This window comes from Methylobacterium sp. EM32 (assembly GCF_040593685.1).
In the GTDB taxonomy this organism is placed as follows: domain Bacteria; phylum Pseudomonadota; class Alphaproteobacteria; order Rhizobiales; family Beijerinckiaceae; genus Methylobacterium.
In genome coordinates, this window is sequence record NZ_JBEXZS010000112.1 from 20644 (window position 1) to 42678 (window position 22035).

Consider the following 22035-nt stretch of genomic DNA (forward strand, 5'->3'; position numbering starts at 1 on the left):
GTTCGGGCTCAAGATTCTCGCGGGTTCTGCTGGTAAGCGATGAAGAAAATTGGCTGTCTTCAGATTTTTGCTGCGGCGATAGCTCTGGTATCGCTGTCCTTGTATACTCGCATGTCTCTCTGGCCGTGGGATGAGTCTGTCGTTCAGCTTCCAATGGGCGAGGCAATCGCGCGTTTTCAGGCGTGGGGAGGATTCATCGAGCCTCAGCCCTACGTGCTGCGGATCGACACTCCATATGGAACGCTGTCGGCGAAACTATGGGTCAATTGGGGGCCGGCCAGGACGATCAACCTGTACCGTACGCCTGAAGACTGGCTTGTTGGCATCGGCGGCGGTGGTGATGCGGTCATGATTGACGTTGTTGATAAGTCGGGGCCGCGTATGTTGACCGACAAAGAGAGGAATAAAACTGACGATGAAAAGTGGATATTTCTCGGCTATGCGAGTGCCGACGGATTCATTTCAGCCTCTCGGCTGCCAGAATGTATTGAATTATTGGGCGAGGGTTACACTCCCTATAGGAAAAAATATCAGAATCAGCATTTTTGTTCATTTCCATTGAAACAGTAAGCGGATGAAGGGCGAGTGGCGCTGAGCGAACATGTGCAACAGATCTACACCACAAAGTCATCTGAGGTTGCGCAGCGGAACTCGAGTTGCACAACCGCTGCAATTTTAGGATAGCGGAACGCCGCCTACCAAGCCGTAAATCCTCAGCGGTTATCGATCCCGGGTTCTCAGCTGCGCCGAACCCCGGGATGACGATGGAGGATGTCAGGAGGCTCTTGCGTACAACCGGTCCGCCCGGCTCTCAAACGCGTCCGTGAACTTGCGGAAGGCGCGGTCGAACATCTTGCCCATGAGCAGGCCGAGCGCCAGGCTCTTGAACTCGTAGGTGATGAAGAACTCGACCGTGCAGCCGCCGTTCGGCGCCTCGCGGAAGGTCCAGCGGTTCTCCAGATGCCGGAACGGGCCGTCGATGTACTCGGCCAGGATCTTGTGGTTCGGCCGGTCGAGGCGGACGCGGGTGGTGAAGTGCTCCGAGATCGCCTTGTAGCCGACGCCCATGTCGGCGACGAGCGTCTCGGTGCCGTCCTCGCCCTCCTGCCGGCGCAGCACCCGCAGCGACTCGCAGAGCGGCAGGAACTCGGGATAGCGCTCGACGTCGGCGACGAGGTCGAACATCTCCGTCGGGCTGTGGCGGACGGTGCGGGTGGTGCGGAAGCTCGGCATCGGGTCAGACGGTCCCCAGCCGGTCGAGCCGGGCCTGCTTGAGCCGGGCGAAATCCTCGCCGGCATGGTGGGAGGAGCGGGTGAGCGGCGTCGCCGAGACGAGCAGGAAGCCCTTGGCGTAGGCCGTGGTCTCGTAGGCCTTGAACGCGTCCGGCGTCACGAAGGACAGGACCGGATGGTGCTTCTTCGTCGGCTGCAGGTATTGCCCGATTGTCAGGAAGTCGACCTCGGCCGAGCGTAGGTCGTCCATCAGCTGGAGCACCTCGTTGCGCTCCTCCCCTAAGCCCACCATGATCCCGGACTTGGTGAAGATGGTCGGATCGAGCTCCTTGACCCGCTGCAGCAGGCGGATCGAGTGGAAGTAGCGGGCGCCGGGGCGCACCGTCAGGTACTTCGACGGCACGGTCTCGAGGTTGTGGTTGAACACGTCGGGGCGGGCCGCCACCACGACCTCCAGGGCGCCGTCCTTGCGCAGGAAGTCGGGGGTCAGGATCTCGACGGTGGTGGTGGGGCTCAGGCGCCGGATCGCGCCGATCACCGCGGCGAAGTGCGCCGCGCCCCCGTCCTTCAGGTCGTCGCGGTCGACCGAGGTGATGACGACGTGGTGCAGGCCGAGCTTGGCCACCGCCTCCGCCACCCGCTCGGGCTCGGCCAGGTCGAGGGCCTCCGGCATTCCGGTGCGCACGTTGCAGAACGCGCAGGCCCGGGTGCAGGTATCCCCCATGATCATGAAGGTGGCGTGCTTCTTCTCCCAGCACTCGCCGATATTGGGGCAGCCGGCCTCCTCGCACACCGTCACGAGCTTGTTCTCGCGTACGATGGCCTGGGTCTCGGCCCATTTCGGCGAGCCCGGCGCCTTGACGCGGATCCAGTCTGGCTTGCGCAGGATCGGCTGGTCGGGCCGGTGCGCCTTCTCCGGGTGACGGGGACGCTGGTCGTTGCGCAGGAGATCGAGGACGACGGCCATGGGATCCGGAACGGCAAGGGGTTTCGAGACGAAGAGCGCCCGCGAACCCCTCGCGGCGCCTCCGTGACTTAAGATGTCCGGGGCCCCGGGGCAAATGGGGCGTGACGCGCCGCCGCGCGGCGCGTCCTCCTTGTGCCTTCGCATGTCTGCGAAGGCGCCCGGCACACGCGTGCCGGCTTGCCGTCGCGCAACGGGTTCTACGGGTCAGTAGCGCCGCTCGCCCCGGACCGCCCGCACCACCGCGATGATGATGACCGCCCCGATGGTGGCGGAGAAAAGGTTGCGCCAGAACCCGAAGATCGGGATGTGGAACTGCGCCGCCAGGAAGTTGCCGACCACGCCGCCGATGATGCCGAGCACGATGTTGCCGAGCAGGCCCATGTTGGAATTCATGAACCGCTCCGCCAGCCAGCCCGCCAGCGCCCCGATGACGATGGCCATCAGGAAGCCGACGCCCGGCTGACCGAGCGCTCCGTACACGTGACCGTCCATGGTGTTCCCCTGTCGCGCCGCCCTGCGCGGCCGCCAAGCTCCTAGATGGGGTCGGCGTGGCCGTGTTGCACCCGCCGCGTATCACTCACCGTGAAACCTGACGATGCGGAACCCCGCCGGCGCGGGGCCGTTCTGGGAGCGGGCCCGCACCGCCCCACGCGCGGGCCTCCCCCGGAGAGATCTGTCCCATGACGCTGAAGACCGCCCTCGCGACGGCCGCCCTCCTGCTCGCCTGCGGGCCTGCCCTGGCCCAGTCCGCCGCGGCCCCGACCGCGACGCAGCCGGAGACCAGCGCGATGACGACCCAGCAGGTCAAGACCGCCACGGTGCAGTTCATCACCCTCGCGCCCGCCGCGGCGGTGACCTCGCGCATCCTCGGCACCAAGGTCACCAACGCCCAGAACGAGTCGATCGGCGACATCGCCGACCTCGTGATCGTCGACGGCAAGACCGTACAGGCGGTGGTCCTCGGCGTCGGCGGCTTCCTCGGCATCGGCGAGCGCTACGTCGCGGTCAGCCCCGAGAGCGTGACCCTGGTCCGCGACGGCGACGGCTGGAAGGCGAGCGTCGCCACCACCAAGGACGAGCTGAACAAGGCCCCGGCCTTCGAGTACAAGAAGAAGGGCTGATGGCTTGCGGCGCCCCGGAAAACCGGGGCGCCTCTTCGAGCGTCTTCTTCTCGCTCGGCAGAGCTGACATCCTCCGCGTCATCCCGGGCTCCGCCTCGCGGCCCCGGGATGACCCTGTGGGTATCAATTCCGTAGAGGCTGACAGGGGTTCCGAGCGCTCCGGCTACTTCGCCCCCGCCCGCCGCTCGCGGAACACCAGGGCGAGGTTGCGCAGGTAGATCACCGTGCCGAGGCTCTGGCCGAGGATGAAGACCGGGTCGCGCCGGTAGAGCGCGTAGCCGAGCAGCACCGCCGAGCCGCCGAGCGACAGGAACCAGAACGAGAGCGGGATCACGCTGCGCCCCGCCTTCTCGCTGGCGATCCACTGCACCAGGAAGCGGGCGGTGAACAGCCCCTGCCCGACGAGGCCGACCATCAGCACGAGGTCGATCGGGCCGGTGAACAGCGACCAGAAATAGGCGCTGAGCCCGTGCATGATGTCGGCGACCATCGGGCTACTCCGTCTCGACCTGCGGCACCCGGCGCCGGCGGCGGATCAGCCACCACACCCCGGCGAGGTCGAGGATGCCGACCCAGAGCCGGTCGAACAGGCCGTAATTCGAGTGCCCGGTGAGGCGCGGCCGGTCGACCACGTCGGCATGGACGACGGAAAAACCTTCGCGGGCGACGAGGGCCGGCATGAAGCGGTGGAGCGCGTCGAAATAGGGCAGGCGCAGGTAGACCGCCCGGCGGAAGACCTTGAGGCCGCAGCCGGTATCCCGCGTCGCGTCCTTGAGGATGCGGCCGCGCACCCCGTTGGCGATGCGCGACTGGATCATCTTGCGCCGCCCGTCCTTGCGGCCGACCCGCTGGCCTTGCGCCAGTCCCGCCTCCGGCCCGGCCGCGGTGAGCGCGGCGACGAGCGCCGGGATGAAGGCGGGGTCGTTCTGGCCGTCGCCGTCGAGGGTCGCGACCAGCTCGCCCCGGGCCGCCAGCACACCGGTGCGCACCGCCGCGCTCTGGCCGCAGCTCTCGCGGTGGCGCAGCACCCGCAGTTCCGGATGGCGCGCTTTCGCCTCCGCCAGGGCGGCCGGGGTCGCGTCGGTCGAGCCGTCGTCGACGTAGACGATCTCGAACGGGCGCAAGGGCGCGCAGGCGGCCGCGACCTCGGCGACGAGGGGCGCGATGTTGCCGGCCTCGTTCTTCACCGGCACCACGACGCTGAGGCGGATCGCCTCCGGATCCGGCATGGCGTTCGGGCTCTCTTGCTGGGTCTGGATCACGGCGTCACCGCATAGGCCGACAGACCGACTGGCTTGCCGCCATTGATGTTGAAGCCCGTCACGCGGCCGACGGGCTGGGGCGGGGCTCCGGCCTCCGCCGTGCCGGCCGCTTGCGCGGCGCCGGCCGCCTGCGCGGCCGCGAACGCCGGGGCGAAGCGGTCCTCGACGTAGACGAGGCGGCAGCCGCCCTGCCGGAGGAAGGCGGCGGCTTCCTCTGCGGAATCGAGCATCGCGAGGTCGGTGCCGATCAGGAAGACCAGGCTCGGCTCGCGGTAGCCGAGCGTGCCGACCTTCGGGCTCGCGCAGGGCAGCGCGTCGCGCAGGGCCGCGAGGCGCGGCGAGACCTTGAGGGCGTGCAAGGCCGGCTGGGTGAGCCCGAACACTGCCGGGCCCAGCAGCGCCCCGGCGAGCACCGCGACGGCGAGCGCCCTCTCGGGGAAACCGTCGACGAAGGCGCGCCAGGCCAGGACCGCCACCGCGCTCGCCGCCAGAAGGAGCGGCAGCCCCGCCCACGGGATCGTCCGGTCGAGGCGCCAGGCGGCGATGCACAGGCCGACCGTCAGGCCGACGGGGATGAACGGCACCAGCAGCGCCACCCATCGCGCGCCCGGCCGGTCGCGGTGCACCGCCCCGCGGGCAACCGCCGTCACCGCCAGGATCGCGAGGGCGGTGCAGAGCGGCAGCACGTAGTGCGGCAGCTTGGTCGGCACCGCCTCGAAGACCAGCCAGGACGGCAGCACCCAGGCGATCAGGAAGGCGACCCCATCCTCCCGCCGGTTCGTCCAGGCGAAGGGCAAGGCCATCGCCGCGAAGGCCGCCGCCGGCCAGAAGGTGGCGAAGATGACCAGCAGATAGGTGCCGGGCGGCGCCCAGTGCTGGGTCTGGGCGGTGCCGACCTTGCCGAGCATGTCGTGGCCGACCGCCTCGCCGTAGAAGGCGCCGCCGCTCTTGAGCGTGATCGCGACGAACCACGGCGCCACCAGGGCCAGCACCAGGACGAGGCCGAGGCCCGGCCGCAGCGCCTTCAGCCAGGCACCGGAACGCGCGAAGACCGAGAGGCTGAGCGCCGCGAGGCCGGCGAAGAGCGGCACCATCGGGCCCTTGACCAGGATGCCGACGGCAACCGCGAGCCAGAAGGTCAGGACGGTGGTGTTCGGCAACCGGAGGGCGGTCGCGCGGGTGAGCCAGGCCCGAGCGAGCCCCCCCATGGCGGCGACCGCGCAGGCGGTGAGCAGCGCGTCGGTCTTGGCGAGCCGCGCCTCGGCCGAGAGCATGACGGAGGCGCCGACAAGGGCGGCCGCGAGGAAGGCCCCGCGCCGCGGCAGGAAGGCGAGCGCGGCCCAGTAGCTCAGCAGCACCGTGGCGACGGCGCCGAGGAGCGACGGGATGCGATAGAGCCAGATGGCGGTGCGGGCGCCCGGCACGCCGAGCGCCTCGCCGGCGGCGACGACCGCGCTCTGCGCCCAGTAGATGCCGACCGGCTTCTTGTGCCGGGCCTCGCCCTGGAAGCGGATGTCGACGAGGTCGCCCGATTCGAGCATCTGCTTCGAGGCCTGGGCGAAGCGCGGCTCGTCCCGGTCCATCGGCTGGAGCGAGGCGAAGCCCGGCAGAAAACAGATCAGCGACAGGACGACGAGCAGCGCGCAGGCCACCCCGTGGCTGCGCGCCCCGAGATCGAGGAGGCGCTCCGCGAGAAGGCCCACGGAGGCGGCGCGGCCGGGGCGGCGCCCGGCGGCAAGGCTCGTCAATGCACTGCTCCGAACCGGGGAACCCGACGCCCAGGGCCTTGGCCGGGCCGCCCGACCGGCGCCGGTCGCGGCGGGCGCCCGTGTCGGTGATCCGGGTGGGAATGTCAATTTTTCGGGGCGGGGCCCGCGCTCGCCCTGCCATGGCCGAAACCGCGATGCCCGACAGGGTCGCCCTCTCACAACGAGACGGATTGAATTGACTGCGACATTTATCGATTTTTGTATTGAAGCGCCGATAGACTCATAAAAAGCGCAGCATCCTTCTGTATGGTCGGCAGACTATACGGTCATAATATAACAAGTATTAAGTTTATTGCTATTTTAGTCTGTAAGATCTAGATTTCACGCGTGATCTTGACCTTGTTCTGATTCGTCTTCATACCGACCGCTTGATGATATTATGATGCCCTTATGCGCAAGGGACGTGTCGATGGCAGCTAATACTGGTACTGATTGGTACGATCTGTATAGGATATCTGTACCGATTATAGCGGCATTTGCGGGCAGCACGTTCGCTTTTGTGTACGTGATGATCGGTATCAGCATTGAAAAGCGAAAGCAGCTCAATCAAGAACTCGTTAAGCGGAGAATGAAGTTTTACGACGATGTCGCGACCAACTTAAATAGGATATTTTGTTTCTATCGCGCGGTGGGCGATTGGCACAGCCTCACTCCATCAAGCATTATTACCATAAAGCGCGAAGTCGATCGAGACTTCAATATGTTTAGATATATATTGTCTCAATCAACATATTCTGCTTATCGTCGCTTTGTCGATACGTACTTCAAGGAATTCAATGGTCCGGGGGTCGTTGCTAAGCTGATTATCGATCGAGAGCATATTGAGCAGCATATGGGAAGCAAATACGATTTTCGATGGGAGGCGGAATTTGCGGATTACGGATTGAACTATAAGAGGCACGAGGAGGCTTATACGGATCTCATGACATGCCTCGGCAATGATGTTATGGGAATCAGAGGTGGTGGCTTTTGGTCCGGTCTTTGGCGGCGCGTGCGGAGCTTTCTCGCTCGGCGTCCTTGTCAGGTTCGGCCGGTGCCAGCCGATGCTGATGCCCAATCAGGGCGGTTATATTACCAGCCGCGACCTTCAAATCGCACCATGTCGGAGGCGGGTCGGCCATCGCCGGATCGTAGCACGCGCTGCGACGCGCTCGATCGGATCTCGTAGCCGGCGGTTCGGGTCACGCCCTCTCGAACAGGAACCCATCCAGGGCCGGGATCGGCACCGACAGGCTGACCCCGCGCGAGGCCCGCGACAGGCGCCAGGGGCGCTCGCGGCCGGCGCGCACGGCCTCGGAGGGGCGCAAGGAACGGGTGGCGCCGTCCTCGCCGACCTCGTCGATGGTGAGGAAGCCGTAGACGAGCAGGCGCGAGGCCAGGAGCTTGGTCTCCCGGTCGCCCGCGGCCACCGGCAGGGTGCCGGCCTCGTAGACCGTATCCATCAGGCTGCGCTGGTCGCGCCGCGCGGCGGCGACCCGGGGGCTGGGGGCGAGCTCGTGATCGAGGCCGTGATCCGTGCGGGCCGGCCGCTCCTTGCGCCGGAACGCCACCACGGTGCCGCCCTCGACGGCGCTCCTCTCGCCCGACAGGTTACGCATACGCCCGATACCCTTCGCGACACAGCCTGTCGGCTCCCGTCGGGGCCGCGGCGATACGGAGGATTCGACGAATCGGCTTAACGCCCGATTGACCCTGTGGCGGCGCACCCCGTGCCGGATCGGTGCATACGCCCACTCTTGCCCCCGCTCTCGCCCACCCCCGCCGGCCCGTGTATGAGCGCGACGCCCCGACACGCCCGCCGAGGAATCCCGCGATGACCGAACCGGCCCCGTCCCGCCCGGCGCCCGCCCTGGCGGTGGAGGACCTGGCCTGCCGCTTCGGCCGGGTGCAGGCCCTGGCGGGGGTCTCGCTCACCCTGCGGCCCGGCGAGGTGATGGCGCTGCTCGGCGATTCGGGCTGCGGCAAGAGCACGCTCCTGCGGGTGGTGGCCGGGCTCGAGGCGCCGGATTCCGGCACGGTGCGGCTCGACGGGCGCCTCGTCGCCGGCGAGGGGGCGGCTTTGCCGCCGGAGGCCCGCGGCGTCGGGCTGATGTTCCAGGATTATGCTCTCTTCCCCCACCTGACCGTCCGGGAGAACATCCGCTTCGGTCTCAAGGGCCAGCCGGCCACCACCCGCGAGGCGGCCGACGAACTCCTGGAGCAGGTCGGGCTCTCGGACCGGGCCGGTGCCTATCCCCAGACCCTGTCGGGGGGCGAGCAGCAGCGCGTGGCCCTGGTGCGGGCGCTGGCGCCCGGGCCGCGGCTGCTCCTCCTCGACGAGCCGTTCTCCAACCTCGACCGGCGCATGCGCGACCGGGTGCGGGAGGACACGGTGGCGCTCCTGCGCCGCACCGGCACCACCGCCCTGATGGTGACGCACGATCCCGAGGAGGCGCTCGCGGTCGCGACCCGCATCGCCCTGATGCGCCGCGGCCGCATCGTCCAGGTCGCCACCGGCGAGGCCCTGTACCGCCGCCCGGAGAGCCTGTTCGCCGCCCGCTTCCTCGCCGACGCGGCCGAGATCCCGGCCCGGATCGAGGCCGGCCGGGCCGGGACGCCGCTCGGGAGCGTGCCCGCTCTCCACCTGCCCGAGGGCGCGGCGGTCCGGGTCTGCCTGCGGCCCGAGGCGTTGCGGGTCGGGCGTCCCGGCGAGGGCATGCCGGCCCAGGTCACGCGCCGCACCTTCCTGGGGGCGGCGAGCGTGCTGCATCTCGGGGTGCCGGGCGTCGAGGGGCCGCTGCGGGCCCGCCTCCCCGGCTCGGGCCCCTACGGGCCGGGCGACGCCGTCGGGGTGACGCTGGTGCCGGACGCGGTGCTGGTCCTGCCCGAGGAGGAAGCGGCGTGACCGGCAGATCCGGACCGCTTTACATTGAAACAACTAAAATCTAACGCGCTTGCTTTTGTTTCGGGTTTGCTTCTCAAGAGGGTGCCATTCCCGGGAGACGCTCCTTGTCCCTGTCACGCACCGCGCTCGCCCTCTTCGGTCTCGCCGCCCTCGCGGCCCCGGCTTATGCCGAGAGCGAGGTGAACCTCTACACCACCCGCGAGCCCGGCCTGATCCGCCCCCTCCTCGACGCCTTCACCAAGGCGAGCGGCGTGAAGGTCAACACGGTGTTCGTCGACAAGGGCCTGGCCGAGCGCATCGCCGCCGAGGGCGCCCGCTCCGCCGCCGACGTGGTGATGACGGTCGATATCGGCAATCTGATCGAGCTCGTCGACCGCGACCTCGCCCAGCCGGTGCGCTCGCCCGCCCTCGAGGCGGCGATCCCCGCGAACTTGCGCGATGCGGAAGGCCGCTGGTTCGCCCTCTCGACCCGCGCCCGGGTGGCCTACGCCGATCCGGATCTGCGCGACCTCGCCGGGCTGACCTACGAGGACCTCGCCGACCCGAAATGGAAGGGCAAGGTCTGCCTGCGCGCGGGCCAGCACCCCTACAACACCGCCTTGATCGCCGCCTACCTGGTCAAGCACGGCGAGGCCAAGACCGAGGCCTGGCTGCGCGGGCTGAAAGACAACCTCGCCCGCAAGGCCGGCGGCGGCGACCGCGACGTCGCCCGCGACATCGTCGCCGACCTCTGCGACATCGGCCTGGGCAATTCCTACTATGTCGGCCTGATGCGCAGCGGCCGGGGCGGCCCGGAGCAGAAGAAGTGGGGCGAGGGCATCCAAGTGGTGCTGCCGACCTTCCAGGGCGGCGGCACCCACGTCAACGTCTCGGGCGCGGTGGTGGCCAAGTCCGCCCCGAACCGCGACAACGCCGTCAAGCTGCTCGAATACCTCGCCTCGGACGAGGCTCAAGGCCTCTACGCCAAGGCCGATTACGAGTACCCGGTGAAGCCCGGCGTCGCGGTCGACCCGCTGCTCTCCGCCCTCGGCCCGCTCAAGGTCGACACCACCTCCCTCGTCGAGATCGCCCGCAACCGCAAGGCGGCGAGCCTGCTCGTCGACAAGGTCGGGTTCGACCGGTAACGGCCGCCGCCGTCCCGCCATCGCCCAGGACAAGCGGAGCCGCCGTGGAGGGAAGAGCCTTCGTGCCGTCGCGCCCGCCGGCAGCCGCTCGCCAGACCGCGCGGCCTCCCCGACCGCGCCCCGCCGCGGCCCCGCGCGCGCGCAGCCCCTGGCTCCGGGCCTGGACGCTCGCCGCCGGCCTCACCGCCCTCCTGGTCCTCGCCCCGGTCGCGGCCCTCGGCGTCGAGGCGCTGCAGGGCTCGGGCGGGCTCTGGCCCCACCTCCTCGCCCACGTCCTGCCCCCGGCCCTCGTCGAGACCGGCCTGCTGCTCGCCGGCGTCGGGATCGTCGTCGTGGCGGTCGGCACCGGGGCGGCCTGGCTCGTCGCGGCCTACGAGTTTCCGGGCCGGCGCCTGCTCGACTGGGCGCTGCTGCTGCCGCTCGCCGTGCCGACCTATATCGGGGCCTACGCCTATCTCGACCTGCTCCACCCGGTCGGCCCGGTGCAGGGCGCGATCCGCGCCCTCCTCGGCTATGCCCGTCCGCGCGACCTGATCCTGCCCGACCTGCGCTCGCTGCCGGGCTGCATCCTGCTCCTCGGCTTCGTGCTCTACCCTTACGTCTACCTGCCGACCCGGGCGCTGTTCCTGATGCAGTCGGCGACCCTGGTCGAGGCCGGGCGCAGCCTCGGGGCCGGGCCGGCCTCGGTCTTCCTCCGGGTCGCCCTGCCGCTGGCGCGCCCCGCCATCGCGCTCGGCGCCAGCCTCGCCCTGCTCGAGGCGCTCAACGACATCGGGGCGGCGGAATTTCTGGGAGTCCGCACCCTCACGGTCTCGATCTACGACACCTGGGTCAACCGCTCCGACCTGCCGGGCGCCGCCGGCCTCGCGCTCGTGATGCTCGCCGCCTGCCTCGGCCTGATCGCGGTCGAGCGCCGGGCCCGGCGCGGGCGCGGCTATGCCGGGGCGGCGCAGCGCCCGCGGCGGATGGTGCGCAAGGTCCTGGCCGGCCCGGCGGCGCTGGCGGCTTTGGGTCTCGGCCTCGTGCCGGTCGCCCTCGGCTTCCTGGCGCCGGCGGGCTACCTCGCGGTCGAGGCGGGCAAGCGCCTCCACTTCGCCGGCCTGTCCGGGGCGATCCTGTCGGAGAGCCTCAACACCCTGCTCTATGCCGGCTTAGCGACCTTCATCGCCACGGCTCTCGGCCTCGTCGTGGCGGCGGGCCCGCGGCTGCTCGGCGGGCGCTGGCGCGAAGGGCTCCTGCGCTGCGCCACCTTCGGCTACGCGGTGCCGGGCGCGATCCTGGCGATCGGCCTCTTGCCGCCGCTCGCCGCCCTCGACGGGCTGCTCGACGGGGTGAGCCGGGCGCTCGTCGGTGTTCCGCTCGCCGCGATGGGCCTCGGCACCGGGGCGGCTCTGGTCTACGCCTACGTGGTGCGCTTCCTCGCGGTCACCGCCGGCAGCAGCGAGGCGGGCCTCGCCCGGGTGCCGCGCTCCCTCGGCGACGCCGCCCGTGTGCTCGGCCGGGGACCTGCCGGCGCCCTGGCGCAGATCCACCTGCCGCTGACCTGGCCGGCGATCCTGGGCGGCGCCCTCCTGGTCTTCGTCGATTGCGTCAAGGAACTGCCCGCGACCCTGATCCTGCGCCCGCTCAACGTCGAGACCCTGGCGACTCACCTCTACGGCGAGGCCGCCCGGGGCACCTACGAGGACGGCGCGGTCGCCGCCCTCCTGATCGTCGCGGTCGGGCTGCTGCCGGTCGCGCTGCTGCTGCGGGTCTCGACGCCGAAGGCGTGAGGCTCAGGCTTGTGAGGCTCAGGCTTGGCGCGGATGCTCCAGGAAGAACCGCAGCATCTCGGCGCTGGCATCGGGCCCGCGCGGCTCTGTGTAGGAGCCGTCCGGGCTGCCGCCGGACCAGGCGTGGCCGGCCCCGTGCAGCACCCACGATTCCACCATTCCCCGCCCCGCGGCATCGGCGTGGATCCGGCGCGTATAGGCGATCCCGCCCGGCGCCTCGCCCCGCGTCACGGTCTCCCGCAGCGGCGCCCCCGGCAGCGCCTGGGCCACGACCCGCTCGCCGTTGATCGGATTCACGGTCCGGTCGCCGTCGCCGTGGAAGACGATGGTCGGCACGGTCGCGCCCGGACGCGGCGGGGCGGCGCCGCCCTGCCCCATCGCCGCGAAGGCCGAGGGCATGTCCCGGGCCGCGCCGCAGGCGAGGCCCGAATGGATGCCGGCCGCCGCGAACACGTCCGGATAGGTCGCGGCCAGGATCGCCGCCGCCGCGCCGCCGGCCGAGAGCCCGGCGACGTAGACCCGGGTCGGATCGGCCCCGAACTCCTCGACCACGGCCTTCGCGATCCCGGCGATCAGCGCCGGCTCGCCGGCGCCACGGCCCTGGTCGCCGGGCTGGAACCAGTTCCAGCATTTCTGTGCGTTGGCCGAGCGCTCCTGGCGCGGATAGACCACGATCGCGCCTCGCGCCTCGGCGAGGTCGTTCATCCGCGTGCCCAGGGCGAAGTCGTCGGGGTCCTGGGTGCAACCGTGCAGCATCACCACGACCGGTAACGCCTGGCCCTCCCGGCCGGCCGGCACGTAGACCTTGTAGGTCCGGCTGCCGGCGGCGCTGGTGAAGCTGCGCTCCTCGAACCGCGCGCCCTCCGGCACCGGCACCGGACGGCGGGGCTTCAGGCCCTCGCCGAGGCCGGTCGCCAGACCGCCGGCCAGGTTGCCGGACAAGCCGTCGAAGGCGCCCTCGCGCAGCAGGCCGGTCAGGCCGGCCGGCGGGCGGAAGGTCTTCAGGGCCTCCGGCAGATCGCGCAGGGCGTCGGACATGCCCCGCAGGGCCTCGGATACGCCCGGCATGGCCTCGGGCATGCCCTGAAAGGCTTCATGCCTGTCTCGCGGCGGATCGGACGCCTCCGGCGCGCCGGCCTCCCCCGCGACCGTCCAGGCGCCGCCCGGCTCGGCCGGGGCCACGAGGTCGATCGCGGACTCCGTGGCCTCCCCCGCGCGCGCGGGGGAGGCCGGCGCTTGGGCGGGCTCGGCCGGGACCGGACGGCCCTGGATCAGCGCCACGGCCTCGGTCAGCCGGCCGGCGCGGGTGAGGCGGGTCACCTCGGCCATGTCGACGGTGGCTCCGAGCCCGCCTGCAAAAGATCCGCCCGGGGGAAAATTCCTGAATGCGCTCATGATCGGGATCCTGTGCGAGAAAAGGGGTCAGACGATGCGGTCGGCCAGCGCCGCCTTGACGGCGGCGCTGGCGTGGAAGGCGCCGAGCACGTGGATCGACGCGATGGCCGCGCGGGCGAGCTCCGGCGTCACGTCGTCGGCGATGCTGGCGAGCCCGAGGACCTGGATGCTGAGCGGGGTGCCCGCATCCCGCGCCGCCTCCAGCTCGGCCCGCGTGATGGCGGTGAGCCCGAGGCTGAGCTGCCGGCGCGCCACCGACTGGCGCAACGCCTCGTCCTGCCGGTCGAGCTGGTTGCGGACCGCCGTGCGGATGAAGTCGGCCCGGTTGGCGTAGAACCCGTCCCGCACCATCAGGTCGATGCGGCCGAGATCGACGAAGCCGAGATTGACCGTGACCTTCTCGCTGTCGGGCAGCTTGGGGCCCGGCCCCTTGGGCCGCAACTCGTGCACGTTCTCGGCCATTGCCATCTCCAGACCATCCAACCGGATGGTCTGGAGATGGTATGGGGCGTCGGACTCCGCAAGGGCGTGGCGCCGGGCGGAACGCCTGGCCGTCCGGCCCGGGGCGCCGGCGGCGTCGCGACCCGGACCATCCGGGGGCTTCGCCGAGGCTCAGCGAACGACCATCTTGCCTCGACGCAGCCCGGCACCCCACGTAAAGGCTTGACCTTGCAGGAGGGCGTCACCTCGCGGGAAGGCTCGACCTTGCCGGACGGCTCAAGGCCTCAAGACTAGCTTCCCATGATCGGCACCGCATGAGCAGACCCCATCCGAACCCGCCCGACCGCGGCGCGGCGCCCGGCCCTGCCGGGGACGAGACCGGCCTCGCCGCCGGTCTCGCGGCGGGCACGGCCACCCGCGTGCTCGCGATGCGGCTGGTGATGCTGGGAGTGCTGGCGGTCTCGGCCCTTCTCAGCGACGGCGCGCTGCATGCCGGCAGCCACTGGTTCATCCTCGCCGGCTACGCGGCCTCCTCGCTCTGGCTCGCCGCCACGGCACGGCGGCGCAACAGCGAGCGCCTGGCCTGGATCACGACCTTGCTCGACGCGGCGCTCGCCGCCTACATCGTGCTCGAATACATGATGGCGGCGGCCGACGCCGCTGACGAGCCCGGCACCCTGGCGAGCCGGCTGCCGGCCTTCCTGCTGCTGCTCGAATCCGGCCTGACCCTGCGGCCGCGCCACACCGCCGTGTTCGTCGCGCTCGTCGCCGGGGTGTGGTCCGGGGCGCTCGGCCTCGGCCTGCTCGAACCCCGCCTCGGCCTGCCGCCGGCGGGACCCAACATCTTCGGCCTCCTGTCCTTCCTGGTCGCGGGCGCCTTCGTGATCGAGGGGTCGCTGCGCCTGCGCCGGGGCGTGGCGACGATGCTGCGCCTGGAGCACGAGCGGGCGACCCTGGCGCGCTTCGTGCCCGCCGGCATCGACCTCGTGCGGCGCGACGGGCCGACGGCGCTCCAGCCGCGCCATGCCTGCCTGCTCGCCCTCGACATCCGGGGCTTCTCCGCCCTCACCCGGCGCTGGGGCGAGGCCCGGGTGCTCGACTGGCTGCTGGCGGTGCGGGCGCTCGCCCACGAGGCGGTCACCGCGCATGGCGGCCTCGTCGACAAGTATGTCGGCGACGGGGTGCTGGCCCAGTTCGTCGACGGTGCGCCGGCCGCGCAAGCCGCGGCGGCGCTCGCCTGCGTGCGGGAGATCGAGGTCCGGATGCGGGCGATGAACGAGGCCCGCCGGCGCCAGGACCTGCCGCCGCTGGCGCTGACCGCCTCGCTCCATGCCGGCGAGGTGCTGGTGGGGGTGCTCGACGACGGCTTGCGGGCCGAGTTCACCGTGCTCGGCCCGGCGATGAACGCGCTCGCCCGGGTCGAGGCCCGGGCCAAGCGCGAGAACCTGCCGGTCGCGGTCTCGAAGCGGGTGATGCGGCTCCTCGGCCCCGCCGCGCCGCCGGCCCGCCGCCTGCCGCGCCGCCCGGGCGAGGAGGATTGCCCGGACCTGTTCGGCCTCGAACCCGTTCCTCTGACCGTGGCGTCGTGAGTGAAACCCAGATGACCGAGTTTCGCGGGTTGGAGAGGTCCATGGTCGAGTCTCCCATGGCCGAGTCTTCGAGGGCCGAGTCTCCGAGTGCCGCGTTCCGCCGGCCGCCCCGGCCCCTGCGGGCCGACGGGACGCCGCGCCGCGTCGGCGTCGAGATCGAGTTCATGGGCCCCCCGGCCCGGGTCGCCGCCACGGCGCTCGCCGCCGGCCTCGGCGGGCGCGTCGCCGAGGAGGATCCGCACGCCTTCCGGGTCGAGGGGACGTCGCTTGGCGACATCCGGGTCGAGCTCGACCTGCGCGCCGCCCATCCGCAGCGCCGGGTCTCGAAGCAAGGTTCTGGGCAAGGTTCAGGGCAAGGCGCAGGGCCCGGCCTGCCGGTCCGCGCCGCGGGACGGACGCTGGCGGCCTTCCTCGGGCCGGTGGTGCCGCGCGAGGCGATCACCGGCCCCCTCGCCTTCGACCGCCTGCCGGAGGTCGACCGCCTCGCCGCCCTCTTGCACGGCGCCGGCGGGCGGGGGCGCGGGGCGGTGCTGCTCGGCTCCCTCGGGCTCCACTTCAACGTCGAGCCGCCGGACCTCGACGCCGCCACCCTCACGGGCCTGCTCCGCGCCTATCTGCGGCGCGAGCCGGATTTGCGCCGGGCGACCGCCGCGGGCGGGTTCCTGGCCGCCCGCGGCCTGCCGCCGCCCTTCCCCGCGCCTTACGTCGCGCGGGTGCTCGATCCGGGCTACCGGCCCGACCTCGACGCGCTCGCCCGCGACTACCTCGCCGACAACCCGACCCGCCACCGCGGCCTCGACATGCTGCCGATCCTCGCCCACCGCGACGAGGCCGGGGTGCGGGCGGCCCTGCCGCCGGACGAGAAGGTGAGCCCGCGCCCGGTGCTGCATTACCGGATGCCGCAGGCCCATGTCGGGCTCGCGGGCTGGAGCCTGGCCCCGGCCTGGAACCTGTGGGTCGGGGTGGAGGAGCTGGCGGAGGAGAATGCTCCGCAGGCAGCAAGCCCCGATCCCGCTTGAGCGGAGCCCCGCCGGAGCGTAGAGCGTGACGGTGATGACCGACCACCGCTCCCCTCTCGCGACCTGCTGGTGGCGCTTCCTCTGAGGAAGCGGCCGTCGTTCATCCTGTCACGACCGATGCCGCCGTCCGGTGGGCACGGTCATTGGTATTCCGGCTCCCTTCGGCGCGGCGGCTCATCCTCCGGAGAGCCCCCATGCCCGTCGAAGCGCCGTCCCAACCCGTCATCCTCACCGGCGACCGCACCACCGGTCCGCTGCATCTCGGCCACTATGCCGGCTCGCTGCGCAACCGCGTGGCGTTGCAGCACAGCCACCGCCAGTACCTGCTCCTCGCCGACGCGCAGGCGCTGACCGACAACGCCCACGACCCCGCCCGGATCGCCCGCAACGTGATCGAGGTCGCGACCGACTATCTCGCGGTCGGCATCGACCCGGCGGTCACGACGATCTGCGTGCAATCGGCCCTGCCGGCCCTGGCCGAGCTGACCCTGCTCTACCTGAACGTCGTCACGGTGGCCCAGCTGGAGCGCAACCCGACGATCAAGGACGAGATCCAGGCCCGCGGCTTCGGCCGCGACATCCCGGCGGGCTTCCTGTGCTACCCCGCCGCCCAGGCCGCCGACATCACGGCGTTCCGCGCGACCCTGGTGCCGGTCGGCGAGGACCAGGCGCCCTTGATCGAGCAGACCAACGAGATCGTCCGCCGCCTCAACCGTCAGGTCGGGTACGATCTCCTGCCCGAGGCGCGGGCGCTGATCCCCGAGGTCGGCCGGCTGCCCGGCGTCGACGGCCGGGCGAAGATGAGCAAGTCGGGCGGCAACGCGGTGCCGCTCTCGGTCTCGGAGCCTGAGATCGCGGCGGCGGTCCGGCGGATGTACACCGATCCCGGCCACCTGCGCGCCAGCGATCCGGGCCGGGTCGAGGGCAACGTGGTCTTCACCTATCTCGACGCCTTCGACCCCGATCCGGAGGCGGTCGCGGCGCTGAAGGCGCATTACCGCCGCGGCGGCCTCGGCGATGCCGCGCTCAAGGAGCGCCTCGCGGGCGTGCTGCGCGACCTCCTCGGGCCGATCCGCGAGCGGCGGGCCGGGATCGCCCGCGATCCGGATCTCGTGATGGACGTGCTGCGCACCGGCACCGCGCGGGCGAGAACCGTCACCGCCGCCACGCGGGACGCGGTGCAGGACGCGCTGGGACTGTTCCGGCTCTGACGGGACCTGCTGCGCGAGACGGTAGTCCGCCCGCTCCGGGCCATCCCGGGGCGCGGCCGGGATCCGCTCATCCCTCTCCCGCCTGGGACAGGGGATCCCACGCCCGGACGAGATCGGGCGAGGCCGGACGGTCCTCGTCCGCCGCACCGCCCGCCCGGCGCGCGCTCGCCCGCTCGCTGGCCTCGGCGGCGCATTTGTCGGCGTGGACCGCCCGGTTGACCACTTGGAGGTTCGGCAGGCCCCAGTAGCCGAGGAGCTCGGGCCAGGGCCGCGCCCGCTCCTCGCGCCAGATCCGGTAGAGCGGCACCCGGTGGTCGACCTCGGCAGTGCGCAGCAGGCGCTTGCCGGACTGGGCGCAGCGATGGCCCTGGCGGCGCTTCAGCTCCTTCACGTGGTCGCTGGGGGCGGTCCAGAGCTTCCAGGCGGCGACGCAGGCGGCGTGCCACGCGGCGTTGCGGTTGGGCGTACCCGCCCCCCACAGGTCGCGGTGCCAGCCGAAGCGGTAGACCGGCTGGCCGCAGATGCAGCAATGCCCCTTGCCCAGGGCGTAGGGCGTCTCGCGGAACGGCGCCGGCGGCATCCGGAAGCTGAACGCCAAGCCCTGCTCGGACAAGTCCTTCTCGGAGAGATCCGCCCCGGCCGGGTCGAGGCGCCGGTCGTCGGGGCGCCAGCTGCCGAGGCGCCAGGTCCAGCCCTCCGGCTGGCCGGAGGCGGCGGCGAGTGCCCGCGCCAGCCGGTCGGCCCGCAGGATGTGGTGGCGCCAGTAGCTCTCGACAGCGAGCCGCGGCGTCGGCGGCACCAGGGGCCGCGACAGGGCGTGGCGCAGCACGGGCAGCGGGAACACCACCGGCAGGGACTTTTCCAGCCGCGCCCGGGCGGCCCCGTTGCGGGCCTCGCGCCACAGGGAGGTCGCCGAGGGCGGCTGGCCCGCCGGCCCGGGCTCCGCGACTCCGAGCGCTGGAAGCCGCTCCGCCAGGGTCGGCTTGGCCGGAACGCGCTTGGCCGCCGTCACCGTCTTCGCCGTGGCCGCTCGCTTCGCCATGCCGGTCCCGAATCGGCCCGCACCGGCCGCGGCCAGGGCATAACGCTGGAGCGCCGCCGCACCAAGCGGACCGCCCGGATACTCGCCTCAAGGCCGCCCCGCCCCGCTGGTCCGCGGCGGAATGCCGCCTATCTGACCACGGCAACGCTCGCGGCGCCGGGAGGCGCCGCTCCCGGACCAGGAGCCAAAGCCACCATGACCGCACCGTTCCTCGGCCGCCTGCGCCTCCTCGTCCTGGCGCTCGGCCTCGCCACCACCCTGTCGGCCTGCGACGCGGTCAACCGGGTGCCGACCCTGGAGGAGGCCGCGAAGTCGCGCTGGGGCGAGGTGCAGAACCAGTACCAGCGCCGCGCCGACCTGATCCCCAACCTCGTCGAGACCGTGAAGGGCTACGCCCAGCAGGAGAAGGACGTGCTGGTGCAGGTCACCGAGGCCCGCGCCAAGGCGACCTCGGTCAAGGTCGACGCCTCGACGGTGAGCGACCCGCAGAAGTTCCGCGAGTTCCAGGACGCCCAGAACCAGCTCTCCGGGGCGCTCGGCCGGCTCCTCGTCACCGTCGAGCGCTATCCCGACCTGAAGTCGAACGCCAACTTCCTCGCCCTGCAATCGCAGCTCGAGGGCACCGAGAACCGCATCGCGGTGGCGCGGCGCGACTACATCCAGGCGGTGCAGGCCTACAACACCGAGATCCGCACCATCCCGGGCCGCTGGATCGCCTCAACCCTCTACCCGGAGGCCAAGCCCATGGAGGCCTTCACCGCCACGCCCGACGCCAGCCGCCCGCCGAACGTGAAGTTCTAGAGCATTTTCCGACGAAGCGGATGCGGGTTCGCCGGAGAAAATGCGGCACAATCAAAGATCTGGAGAGCTTCGCGATGGCAGCGCGATCGTGAAGCTCTTTAAGCAGATTTAGCAAAAGTGGTGGCCGGTTTTGCGACAAAAATCTGCGACAAACCAACAGCCTGAGCGGGCGAAGCGTTGGCCTGCCGACGCAAGTCTGCTCGGGGTGATGCGCAGCCCGTCAGGCACGATCCGCGCCCTTCGCCTGATCCCGCTCCTCCTGATCGTCCTGGCCGGAGCGGCGGTGGCCCTCGACCTGCCGCCGCTCACCGGCCGGGTGGTCGACGGCGCCGGCCTGCTGCGGCCCGAGGAGCGCGCGGCGCTGGCCGCCAAACTCAAGGCGCACGAGGACAAGACCACCGACCAAGTCGTGGTCGCCACCGTGCCCTCGCTCCAGGGCACCTCGGTCGAGGATTTTTCCAACCGGCTCTTCCGCGCCTGGGGCCTCGGCACCAAGGCGCGCAACAACGGCGTGCTGTTCCTGATCGCCCCCGCCGAGCGCAAGGTGCGGATCGAGGTCGGCTACGGCCTCGAAGGGGCGCTGACCGACGCCCTGTCCAAGGTGATCATCGCGAGCGCGGTGGCGCCGAAATTCAAGGCGGGAGACTTTCCCGGCGGCATCCAGGCCGGCATCGACGGGATCCTCGGCATCCTCGGGGGCGACGCCGCCGAGTGGCAGCGCCGGGCCGAGGTGCGCGAGGATGCGGGCGGCACCCTCGATCCGGTCCTGGTGCTGATCCTGCTCGGGGTGATCGGCTTCGTCCTCGTCCGGCTCCTCACCCGGGGCGGCGGCGGTCCCGGGCGGCCGCACCGGCGCAGCGGCGGCAATTGGATCGTCGTGCCCGGCCCGAGCGGTGGCTTCGGCGGCGGCTATGGCGGGGGATTCGGCGGAGGAGGTGGCGGCTTCGGCGGCGGCTTCTCGGGCGGGGGCGGCTCGTCCGGGGGCGGTGGCGCCTCGGGAGACTGGTGATGCCGGACGTGAACCCCGAATCGGCGAAGCCGACGACGATCCTGAGCGAGGCGGAGTGCGCCCGCATCGCCGCCGCGGTCGCGGCGGCCGAGCGCGACACGGCGGGCGAGATCGTCGTGATGGTGGCGGCCCGCTCGGGCGCCTATCGCAGCCTGCCGCCGGCCCTGGCGCTGGCGGGCGCGCTCCTGGTGCCCTGGCCGCTGATCCTGCTCACCGGGCTCTCCGCCACCCGGATCTTCCTGCTCCAGCTCGCCGTGGCCCTGGCGCTGCTCCTCGGCCTGTCCGCGGCCCCGAGCCTCGCCCGCCTGCCCCGCGCCCTGCCCCGCGCCTTCCGCCGCGCCCGGGCGCGAGCCGCCGCCCGGCACGAGTTCCGGGCCCGCGGGCTTTCCCGCACAAGCGGCCGCACCGGCGTGCTGATCTACGTCGCCCTGGCCGAGCGCTACGCCGACGTGGTGACCGACACGGGGGTCGGCACGGCCCCCGATGCCTGGCGGCCGGTGCTGGACGACCTCGTGGCGGCGCTCCGCCGCGACGCCCTGGCGGAGGGGCTGGTGCGGGCGGTGGCGGGCGCCGGCGCGATCCTGGCCGAGGCCGCCCCGCCGCGCCCCGGCGACGCCGACGAGCTGCCGAACCGGGTGATCGTGACCGAGTAGGCGCGGCGCGACCCCGGTCCGGTCACGGCCTGCAGGTCCTCGTACGACACCACCATGGCGGGCGCGCCCGACGCTGGTGCTCGGTCACGCGTCCTCTCTGGTTCCGACGACGGCGCTGCCCGCCACTCGATGCGCGGCTGCGGAGCGACAGATCGGCCGACAGGGCCTGCACAATCGAACCCTGAGCCCACAAACGACGAAGGCAGCCCTAAGGCTGCCTGTCGTAACTCGCTCTTGTTGCAAGTTTTTAAATGGTCGGAGCGAGAGGATTCGAACCTCCGACCCCTAGTCCCCCAGACTAGTGCGCTAACCGGGCTGCGCTACGCTCCGACGCCCCGAAGAGGGCGAGCGGGGTATTAGCGCCGCGCTCATCGGGACGCAAGCCCCTTCCGCACGCGCGGGTCGATCGGCGTGGGCGTCGGGGCTGCGATGGCCGGCGGGACGCTGTTGATCAGGAAGGCGACGCCGTCGGAAGCGGTGGTGCGCAGGCGCAGGGTCGCCTGGTCGGTGGGGAACTCGTACCGGGCCCGGACGCGGTCCGGGAAGGCAATGACGAAGCCGGAAAATCACCTTCGGGCGGGTCGGGCCGCGCCCGTGGATGACCTCGGAGGTCATCGGGCGAGGCGCCGACGCTGCCAATGGACGGCGCGATGTCAGCTCCGGCTAGACGCTCGATGCCGCGCTGGGCCACATCCTGCAAGCCTCGGTCCGAGCGATGCCGCCCACGGGCACCGCCACTCCCC

At 71.3% G+C, this 22035-nt stretch carries 22 protein-coding genes and 1 tRNA gene; 12 read left to right on the top strand and 11 right to left on the bottom strand.

Translation table 11 applies throughout. The features are described from left to right. The first annotated feature begins 39 nt into the window (after positions 1-39). Positions 40-570: a hypothetical protein gene (locus ABZT49_RS15785; protein WP_355286949.1), complete on the top strand. Its 531-nt coding sequence runs from the start codon at positions 40-42 to the stop codon at positions 568-570. 204 nt (positions 571-774) lie between these two features. Here the strand turns inward: ABZT49_RS15785 and ABZT49_RS15790 are convergent, their stop codons facing one another. The 3 genes from ABZT49_RS15790 to ABZT49_RS15800 all read right to left on the bottom strand — a co-directional run bounded on the left by ABZT49_RS15790 (position 775) and on the right by ABZT49_RS15800 (position 2692). Further along, a complete protein-coding gene (locus ABZT49_RS15790; RefSeq protein WP_355286950.1) occupies positions 775-1233 on the bottom strand; it encodes a type II toxin-antitoxin system RatA family toxin in 459 nt (152 codons plus the stop codon). A gap of 4 nt (positions 1234-1237) precedes the next feature. After that, a complete protein-coding gene (gene lipA, locus ABZT49_RS15795) occupies positions 1238-2200 on the bottom strand; it encodes a lipoyl synthase (protein WP_093564912.1) in 963 nt (320 codons plus the stop codon). A gap of 204 nt (positions 2201-2404) precedes the next feature. Further along, positions 2405-2692 carry a GlsB/YeaQ/YmgE family stress response membrane protein gene (locus ABZT49_RS15800; RefSeq protein WP_093564910.1) on the bottom strand — a complete coding sequence of 96 codons (288 nt, stop codon included), beginning with the start codon at positions 2690-2692 and terminating at the stop codon, positions 2405-2407. Between the two features lie 188 nt (positions 2693-2880). Here ABZT49_RS15800 and ABZT49_RS15805 point away from each other — a divergent pair, with 188 nt between their 5' ends. After that, complete coding sequence (locus tag ABZT49_RS15805) at positions 2881-3321, top strand: PRC-barrel domain-containing protein (RefSeq protein ID WP_355286951.1); 441 nt, start codon at positions 2881-2883, stop codon at positions 3319-3321. 163 nt (positions 3322-3484) lie between these two features. On the opposite strand, the gene ABZT49_RS15810 is transcribed toward ABZT49_RS15805, so the two are convergent. The 3 genes from ABZT49_RS15810 to ABZT49_RS15820 are packed head-to-tail and all read right to left on the bottom strand — an operon-like array spanning position 3485 to position 6331. Beyond that, on the bottom strand, positions 3485-3811 hold the full coding sequence (locus tag ABZT49_RS15810) for a lipid-A-disaccharide synthase N-terminal domain-containing protein (protein ID WP_355286952.1): 327 nt from the start codon (positions 3809-3811) through the stop codon (positions 3485-3487). 4 nt (positions 3812-3815) lie between these two features. After that, positions 3816-4550 (bottom strand): glycosyltransferase family 2 protein, encoded by a 735-nt coding sequence (locus ABZT49_RS15815; protein ID WP_355287000.1) that lies wholly within the window; start codon positions 4548-4550, stop codon positions 3816-3818. A 29-nt stretch (positions 4551-4579) separates the two neighbouring features. Next, positions 4580-6331, bottom strand: a complete 1752-nt coding sequence (locus ABZT49_RS15820; RefSeq protein ID WP_355286953.1) for a glycosyltransferase family 39 protein — start codon at positions 6329-6331, stop codon at positions 4580-4582. A 430-nt stretch (positions 6332-6761) separates the two neighbouring features. On the opposite strand from ABZT49_RS15820, the gene ABZT49_RS15825 reads away from it, so the two are divergent. Further along, the gene (locus tag ABZT49_RS15825; protein WP_355286954.1) at positions 6762-7520 is read left to right on the top strand and encodes a hypothetical protein; all 759 of its coding nucleotides are present in this window, start codon (positions 6762-6764) and stop codon (positions 7518-7520) included. A 13-nt stretch (positions 7521-7533) separates the two neighbouring features. Here ABZT49_RS15825 and ABZT49_RS15830 read toward each other — a convergent pair whose 3' ends face one another. Then, entirely contained in the window at positions 7534-7950 is a 417-nt protein-coding gene (locus ABZT49_RS15830; RefSeq protein ID WP_109974169.1) for a hypothetical protein, read from the bottom strand. Positions 7951-8165: 215 nt separating this feature from the next. Here ABZT49_RS15830 and ABZT49_RS15835 point away from each other — a divergent pair, with 215 nt between their 5' ends. The 3 genes from ABZT49_RS15835 (at position 8166) to ABZT49_RS15845 (ending at position 12132) form a co-directional block, all read left to right on the top strand. Continuing rightward, positions 8166-9236 carry an ABC transporter ATP-binding protein gene (locus tag ABZT49_RS15835; RefSeq protein WP_355286956.1) on the top strand — a complete coding sequence of 357 codons (1071 nt, stop codon included), beginning with the start codon at positions 8166-8168 and terminating at the stop codon, positions 9234-9236. A gap of 110 nt (positions 9237-9346) precedes the next feature. Then, positions 9347-10360: an extracellular solute-binding protein gene (locus ABZT49_RS15840; protein WP_355287002.1), complete on the top strand. Its 1014-nt coding sequence runs from the start codon at positions 9347-9349 to the stop codon at positions 10358-10360. 191 nt (positions 10361-10551) lie between these two features. Further along, complete coding sequence (locus tag ABZT49_RS15845; RefSeq protein WP_355287004.1) at positions 10552-12132, top strand: iron ABC transporter permease; 1581 nt, start codon at positions 10552-10554, stop codon at positions 12130-12132. A gap of 18 nt (positions 12133-12150) precedes the next feature. Here the strand turns inward: ABZT49_RS15845 and ABZT49_RS15850 are convergent, their stop codons facing one another. Both ABZT49_RS15850 and ABZT49_RS15855 read right to left on the bottom strand, forming a co-directional pair. Beyond that, a complete protein-coding gene (locus ABZT49_RS15850; RefSeq protein WP_355286958.1) occupies positions 12151-13461 on the bottom strand; it encodes a PHB depolymerase family esterase in 1311 nt (436 codons plus the stop codon). A 93-nt stretch (positions 13462-13554) separates the two neighbouring features. Next, entirely contained in the window at positions 13555-13989 is a 435-nt protein-coding gene (locus ABZT49_RS15855; protein ID WP_355286959.1) for a CopG family transcriptional regulator, read from the bottom strand. Between the two features lie 293 nt (positions 13990-14282). Between ABZT49_RS15855 and ABZT49_RS15860 the strand changes: the two genes are divergently transcribed. The 3 genes from ABZT49_RS15860 to trpS all read left to right on the top strand — a co-directional run bounded on the left by ABZT49_RS15860 (position 14283) and on the right by trpS (position 17787). After that, positions 14283-15557, top strand: coding sequence for an adenylate/guanylate cyclase domain-containing protein (locus ABZT49_RS15860; RefSeq protein WP_355286961.1), 1275 nt, complete (start codon positions 14283-14285; stop codon positions 15555-15557). Between the two features lie 41 nt (positions 15558-15598). Beyond that, a complete protein-coding gene (locus ABZT49_RS15865) occupies positions 15599-16576 on the top strand; it encodes an amidoligase family protein (RefSeq protein ID WP_355286962.1) in 978 nt (325 codons plus the stop codon). A 194-nt stretch (positions 16577-16770) separates the two neighbouring features. Continuing rightward, positions 16771-17787 (top strand): tryptophan--tRNA ligase, encoded by a 1017-nt coding sequence (gene trpS, locus ABZT49_RS15870; RefSeq protein ID WP_355286964.1) that lies wholly within the window; start codon positions 16771-16773, stop codon positions 17785-17787. A 67-nt stretch (positions 17788-17854) separates the two neighbouring features. On the opposite strand, the gene ABZT49_RS15875 is transcribed toward trpS, so the two are convergent. Continuing rightward, positions 17855-18829, bottom strand: coding sequence for a hypothetical protein (locus ABZT49_RS15875; RefSeq protein ID WP_355286966.1), 975 nt, complete (start codon positions 18827-18829; stop codon positions 17855-17857). 195 nt (positions 18830-19024) lie between these two features. On the opposite strand from ABZT49_RS15875, the gene ABZT49_RS15880 reads away from it, so the two are divergent. From ABZT49_RS15880 to ABZT49_RS15890, 3 genes are all read left to right on the top strand, one after another. Beyond that, positions 19025-19630, top strand: coding sequence for a LemA family protein (locus tag ABZT49_RS15880; protein WP_109974161.1), 606 nt, complete (start codon positions 19025-19027; stop codon positions 19628-19630). Positions 19631-19838: 208 nt separating this feature from the next. Beyond that, positions 19839-20639 carry a TPM domain-containing protein gene (locus ABZT49_RS15885; RefSeq protein ID WP_355286968.1) on the top strand — a complete coding sequence of 267 codons (801 nt, stop codon included), beginning with the start codon at positions 19839-19841 and terminating at the stop codon, positions 20637-20639. After that, positions 20639-21292 carry a hypothetical protein gene (locus ABZT49_RS15890; RefSeq protein WP_355286970.1) on the top strand — a complete coding sequence of 218 codons (654 nt, stop codon included), beginning with the start codon at positions 20639-20641 and terminating at the stop codon, positions 21290-21292. Before ABZT49_RS15885 ends, ABZT49_RS15890 begins: the two co-directional genes overlap by 1 nt. A 252-nt stretch (positions 21293-21544) precedes the next feature. On the opposite strand, the gene ABZT49_RS15895 is transcribed toward ABZT49_RS15890, so the two are convergent. Continuing rightward, positions 21545-21622 (bottom strand) — tRNA-Pro (locus ABZT49_RS15895). Positions 21623-22035 lie beyond the last annotated feature (413 nt).

Coding starts and splice junctions, on each gene's coding strand:
- ABZT49_RS15785 (WP_355286949.1), top strand. CDS start 40: ATGAAGAAAATTGGCTGTCTTCAGATTTTTGCTGCGGCGATAGCTCTG.
- ABZT49_RS15790 (WP_355286950.1), bottom strand. CDS start 1,233: ATGCCGAGCTTCCGCACCACCCGCACCGTCCGCCACAGCCCGACGGAG.
- lipA (WP_093564912.1), bottom strand. CDS start 2,200: ATGGCCGTCGTCCTCGATCTCCTGCGCAACGACCAGCGTCCCCGTCAC.
- ABZT49_RS15800 (WP_093564910.1), bottom strand. CDS start 2,692: ATGGACGGTCACGTGTACGGAGCGCTCGGTCAGCCGGGCGTCGGCTTC.
- ABZT49_RS15805 (WP_355286951.1), top strand. CDS start 2,881: ATGACGCTGAAGACCGCCCTCGCGACGGCCGCCCTCCTGCTCGCCTGC.
- ABZT49_RS15810 (WP_355286952.1), bottom strand. CDS start 3,811: ATGGTCGCCGACATCATGCACGGGCTCAGCGCCTATTTCTGGTCGCTG.
- ABZT49_RS15815 (WP_355287000.1), bottom strand. CDS start 4,550: ATGCCGGATCCGGAGGCGATCCGCCTCAGCGTCGTGGTGCCGGTGAAG.
- ABZT49_RS15825 (WP_355286954.1), top strand. CDS start 6,762: ATGGCAGCTAATACTGGTACTGATTGGTACGATCTGTATAGGATATCT.
- ABZT49_RS15830 (WP_109974169.1), bottom strand. CDS start 7,950: ATGCGTAACCTGTCGGGCGAGAGGAGCGCCGTCGAGGGCGGCACCGTG.
- ABZT49_RS15835 (WP_355286956.1), top strand. CDS start 8,166: ATGACCGAACCGGCCCCGTCCCGCCCGGCGCCCGCCCTGGCGGTGGAG.
- ABZT49_RS15850 (WP_355286958.1), bottom strand. CDS start 13,461: ATGGCCGAGGTGACCCGCCTCACCCGCGCCGGCCGGCTGACCGAGGCC.
- ABZT49_RS15855 (WP_355286959.1), bottom strand. CDS start 13,989: ATGGCCGAGAACGTGCACGAGTTGCGGCCCAAGGGGCCGGGCCCCAAG.
- ABZT49_RS15860 (WP_355286961.1), top strand. CDS start 14,283: ATGAGCAGACCCCATCCGAACCCGCCCGACCGCGGCGCGGCGCCCGGC.
- ABZT49_RS15865 (WP_355286962.1), top strand. CDS start 15,599: ATGGTCGAGTCTCCCATGGCCGAGTCTTCGAGGGCCGAGTCTCCGAGT.
- trpS (WP_355286964.1), top strand. CDS start 16,771: ATGCCCGTCGAAGCGCCGTCCCAACCCGTCATCCTCACCGGCGACCGC.
- ABZT49_RS15875 (WP_355286966.1), bottom strand. CDS start 18,829: ATGGCGAAGCGAGCGGCCACGGCGAAGACGGTGACGGCGGCCAAGCGC.
- ABZT49_RS15880 (WP_109974161.1), top strand. CDS start 19,025: ATGACCGCACCGTTCCTCGGCCGCCTGCGCCTCCTCGTCCTGGCGCTC.
- ABZT49_RS15885 (WP_355286968.1), top strand. CDS start 19,839: ATGCGCAGCCCGTCAGGCACGATCCGCGCCCTTCGCCTGATCCCGCTC.
- ABZT49_RS15890 (WP_355286970.1), top strand. CDS start 20,639: ATGCCGGACGTGAACCCCGAATCGGCGAAGCCGACGACGATCCTGAGC.